Here is a 3,583-nt window from a genome sequence, read left to right as displayed (position 1 = left end):
TTCGTGTTCATTGGATGCACCCGTTTGGCGGGCTCCGATTATCCCATGGACACAAAATTTCTGACGCTCTCCTCAACTACGGATACAGCATTCTTGAAAAGTTCTGCTGGTCTGCTTTGGAAAATGCAGGGTTGGAACTCTATGCAGGACTGCTGCACGTCGACCGCCCCGGCAAACCCTCCCTTGTGCTGGACTTCATGGAAGAGTACCGAGCCTGGGTCGTGGACCGAAACATCATCAAGCTCAGAGCGCGTCTGGGAAAGGAAACCAGTCTGACTCCCGATCTCAAAACCGAAATCATCAACGGCATCGATGCAACCATGAGTGCTTTCATTACTCATCGCGGCAAAAAGGTCCGGCTCGAGAACATCATGCAACGTCAAGCATATCGTCTGGCCGGCGCGATGACGGACGGCAAGCGCTACAAGTCGATCAGGTTCAAGTGGTGAAGTCATGAGTCTTTACGTCAAATATCTTGTCTGCTACGACATCTCCAATACCAGAACCCGCTCGAAGTTTTTCGATTTTCTCAAAGACCTCGGACTGACGCCGATTCAAAAATCCGTTTTCTTCGGCGATCTCAAGACTCCGGAGGTACGCTCGTTGAAAGCGGCAGCTGAAAAATGGCTCGACGCCTCCTGCGACTCCTGCCTGTACTTCCCCTGCCATTTGAAAGTTGAGGACATCAGAAAATGCTTTGGCCTTAAGCACTTCACATACATTGAGCCGCATGAAAACAGAGTCATCTAGCATTCCCGCATCCCTACTGCGACAGTACTGCTTCTGCCCACGCATTCCATTTTTCACGTATGTAAGGCAACTACATCCGCCCCGCGCACCCTGGGTAGAAGCGGGAGTTGCAATGCATCAGAGGATCGAACAACTGCTCAAGCGAAGGGATCTCACCAAGCTCACATCGGGGCGGTCTTACAGACTGAAAACGGAAGTCCCCCTCTATTCTCCGGATGCGCCCTTTCATGGCATCTGCGACGCTGTACTGGAACTTGAAGACGGTACGTACATTCCGCTGGAGATCAAGTCCGGAAACGCTTCCCCGCACACGGGCGAGATCATTCAGCTTTGTGCATACGCCGTTTTGCTTGAACAACTGCATGGCGGCAGGATCGATATCGGCTTCATTCTTTACGAGACCAAATCCAAGCACAAGGAAATTCTCTTCACCGATGCCGTTCGGCGAAAACTCGACTTCTGCGTTGAAGCAATCCAGCGTGACGCAGCCAAAGCACTTGTACCGCAGACTTCGGCCTCGGACGCTCAATGCACGCAGTGTGAATTCATGAATTTTTGCGCGGACAGGCTGTAAGTTTTGAACCTATTCAAGCACCCCTCTTGAGGAATTTGACGCTAAGATAGTGGGCTCACACATGAGGATGAAGCGAACACATGACGGACTTGATTGAAGATCCCGCCGCGCAGGCCGTGCGCAGGCCTCCGCAGAGCATCAACAGCGAGCAGTCCATTCTGGGCGGCCTGATGATCGACAACAATGCTCTTGACAGCATCGTCGACATCATTCAGCCCGATGACTTCTACCGCCGCGATCACAAGATCATCTATGAGCACATCGCGGCGATGATCCAACGCGGCCGCCCTGCTGACTCACTGACCGTCGCCGAGTCGCTCCGCGATGCCGGCCTCGACACCGACACCGACACCGGCGGTTTTGCGTATCTTGCGGAACTCGTCAACAACACGCCCTCCGCCGCCAACATCCGCCGCTATGCCGAAATCGTTCACGACAAATCAGTTCTGCGCCAACTGATCAGTGCGGGCGACCACATGGTCACGTGCGCGCTGCAGCCCGAAGGACGCGAAACAGCGCAGATCCTCGATGAGGCCGAGCGCATCGTGCTCGCGATCAACGAACGCAATTCTCGCGGCCAGCGCGGCTTCCAGCCCATGGCCACGCTCGTTCGAGAAGTTTCCGAGAAGATCATCGATCTTTACCAGAACCAACAGGGCTCGGAAGTCACAGGCGTGCCGACGGGCTATCCCAATCTCGACAGAGAGCTTGCGGGTCTGCAGCGCGGCGACCTGATCATCATCGCGGGCCGTCCGTCGATGGGCAAGACCTCGTTCGCCATCAACATTGCAGAAAACGTCGGCGTGCGTCAGGAACTGCCCGTCGCCGTCTTCTCTCTCGAAATGGGTGGCGACCAGCTCGCCCAGCGTCTGATCAGCTCCGTCGCCAACATCGACGCCCAGAAGCTCAGGAAGGCGCAGCTCGAGGACGAGGAATGGAACGCCTTCTCGAAGGCCGTCCATCGTCTGGAAAACAAGCCCATCTACATCGACGACACGCCCGCCCTGATGATCTCAGAGCTTTCGAGCCGTGCTCGACGTCTGGTCAACCAGACGGGCCCGCTCGGCCTCATCGTCGTCGACTACATTCAGCTGATGACGGGCCGTGCCGGCGTCGACAACCGCTCGACCGAACTGTCTGAAATTTCACGCGGCCTCAAGGCGCTGGCAAAGGAGCTGCACTGCCCGGTCATCGTGCTCTCGCAGCTCAACCGCTCTCTTGAACAGCGAGCCGACAAGCGCCCGATCATGTCCGACCTTCGCGAATCCGGCGCAATCGAACAGGACGCCGACGTCATCATGTTCATTTATCGCGAGGTCGTCTACAACAAGGACACTCCTGACAAGAATCTTGCCGAGATCATCATCGCCAAGCAGCGTAACGGTCCAATCGGTACGCTCCGCATGGTCTTCCGCGGCGGCAACACCCGCTTCGAGCCCTGGGCAGGCGATGTCGGCTATTGGGAAGGCGTACAGTAACCTAAAGAGGAATTTCGAATGCTCGACTGGTTTGCACAAATAGACTGGTTTGCCGTCATCTGCTGGCTGAGTGCCGTTTCGCTGATCATCGCCGGCCTCGCCGGCACCGTCATCCCAGCCATTCCCGGACTTCCGCTGATCGCCGCAGGAGGCGCCCTGATCGGATGGGCAGGCGGTTTCGAACTGATCGGCTGGGGCACGATCGCGACGCTCGCCGTTCTTGCCATCATCGGCGTCATCGTCGACACTGTGGCGCAGACCGCCGGGGCACAGAAGGCCGGTGCCAGCTCCTACGGCATCTGGGGTTCGGTCATTGGTACCTTCGTCGGTGTCTTCATGGGCGGTCTTGTAGGCATCTTCATCATGCCGCTCGTCGGTGCATTCATCGGCGAGTTCTGGGCCAAACGAGATTATCTTCACGCGGGGCGCGTAGGTGTTGCGACCTGGATCGGCATTGTCGTCGGAACTGCCGTCAAAATCGCTCTGGCATTCACCATGCTCGGGCTGATGATCGTGATGTACTTCGTATAAAAAAGGAGTTGAGCGCGAGCTCAACTCCTTTTTACCCAGACCATGCTTTGCAAAATTTCGCAAAAAATGCTGTTTTTTCGACAGGCGGGGCATTTTCGAAAAAATGCTCCACTGCTTGGCTCCTTTTCCTCTGCGCCGCAGGGTACTGCGGGCGGGGTTACATCTTAACTCAAGCCAGCATCTGCTCTGAAACACGAAGCACAAGAAGACAGCGACGGCAACGACTGTGGTTACATCTTAACTCAAGCCA

Annotated in this window: 5 protein-coding genes; all 5 read left to right on the top strand. The window is 56.0% G+C overall.

The window, feature by feature from the left end; translation table 11 throughout:
• Nucleotides 1-449, top strand: a 449-nt coding sequence (gene cas1 / locus HMPREF9465_RS01880; RefSeq protein WP_005433557.1) for a CRISPR-associated endonuclease Cas1, incomplete at its 5' end; no start/stop codon positions are given.
• Nucleotides 450-453: 4 nt separating this feature from the next.
• Nucleotides 454-750: a CRISPR-associated endonuclease Cas2 gene (gene cas2, locus HMPREF9465_RS01875; protein ID WP_005433550.1), complete on the top strand. Its 297-nt coding sequence runs from the start codon at nt 454-456 to the stop codon at nt 748-750.
• Entirely contained in the window at nt 731-1,324 is a 594-nt protein-coding gene (gene cas4, locus HMPREF9465_RS01870) for a CRISPR-associated protein Cas4 (RefSeq protein WP_038006073.1), read from the top strand. The genes cas2 and cas4 overlap by 20 nt, the downstream gene beginning before the upstream one ends.
• Nucleotides 1,325-1,404: 80 nt before the next feature.
• Nucleotides 1,405-2,802: a replicative DNA helicase gene (gene dnaB, locus HMPREF9465_RS01865; protein ID WP_005433547.1), complete on the top strand. Its 1,398-nt coding sequence runs from the start codon at nt 1,405-1,407 to the stop codon at nt 2,800-2,802.
• Nucleotides 2,803-2,820: 18 nt separating this feature from the next.
• Nucleotides 2,821-3,333: a DUF456 domain-containing protein gene (locus HMPREF9465_RS01860; RefSeq protein ID WP_005433545.1), complete on the top strand. Its 513-nt coding sequence runs from the start codon at nt 2,821-2,823 to the stop codon at nt 3,331-3,333.
• Nucleotides 3,334-3,583 lie beyond the last annotated feature (250 nt).

This window comes from Sutterella wadsworthensis 2_1_59BFAA, assembly GCF_000297775.1.
Lineage (GTDB): Bacteria > Pseudomonadota > Gammaproteobacteria > Burkholderiales > Burkholderiaceae_F > Sutterella > Sutterella wadsworthensis_A.
The sequence above is the reverse complement of the archived record's forward strand: the minus strand, read 5'-3'. Positions and strand labels throughout refer to the sequence as shown.

Bases quoted from the DNA above. Each gene is read 5' to 3' on its own strand.
- HMPREF9465_RS01860 (WP_005433545.1), top strand. From the start codon at position 2,821: ATGCTCGACTGGTTTGCACAAATAGACTGGTTTGCCGTCATCTGCTGG.
- dnaB (WP_005433547.1), top strand. From the start codon at position 1,405: ATGACGGACTTGATTGAAGATCCCGCCGCGCAGGCCGTGCGCAGGCCT.
- cas4 (WP_038006073.1), top strand. From the start codon at position 731: ATGAAAACAGAGTCATCTAGCATTCCCGCATCCCTACTGCGACAGTAC.
- cas2 (WP_005433550.1), top strand. From the start codon at position 454: ATGAGTCTTTACGTCAAATATCTTGTCTGCTACGACATCTCCAATACC.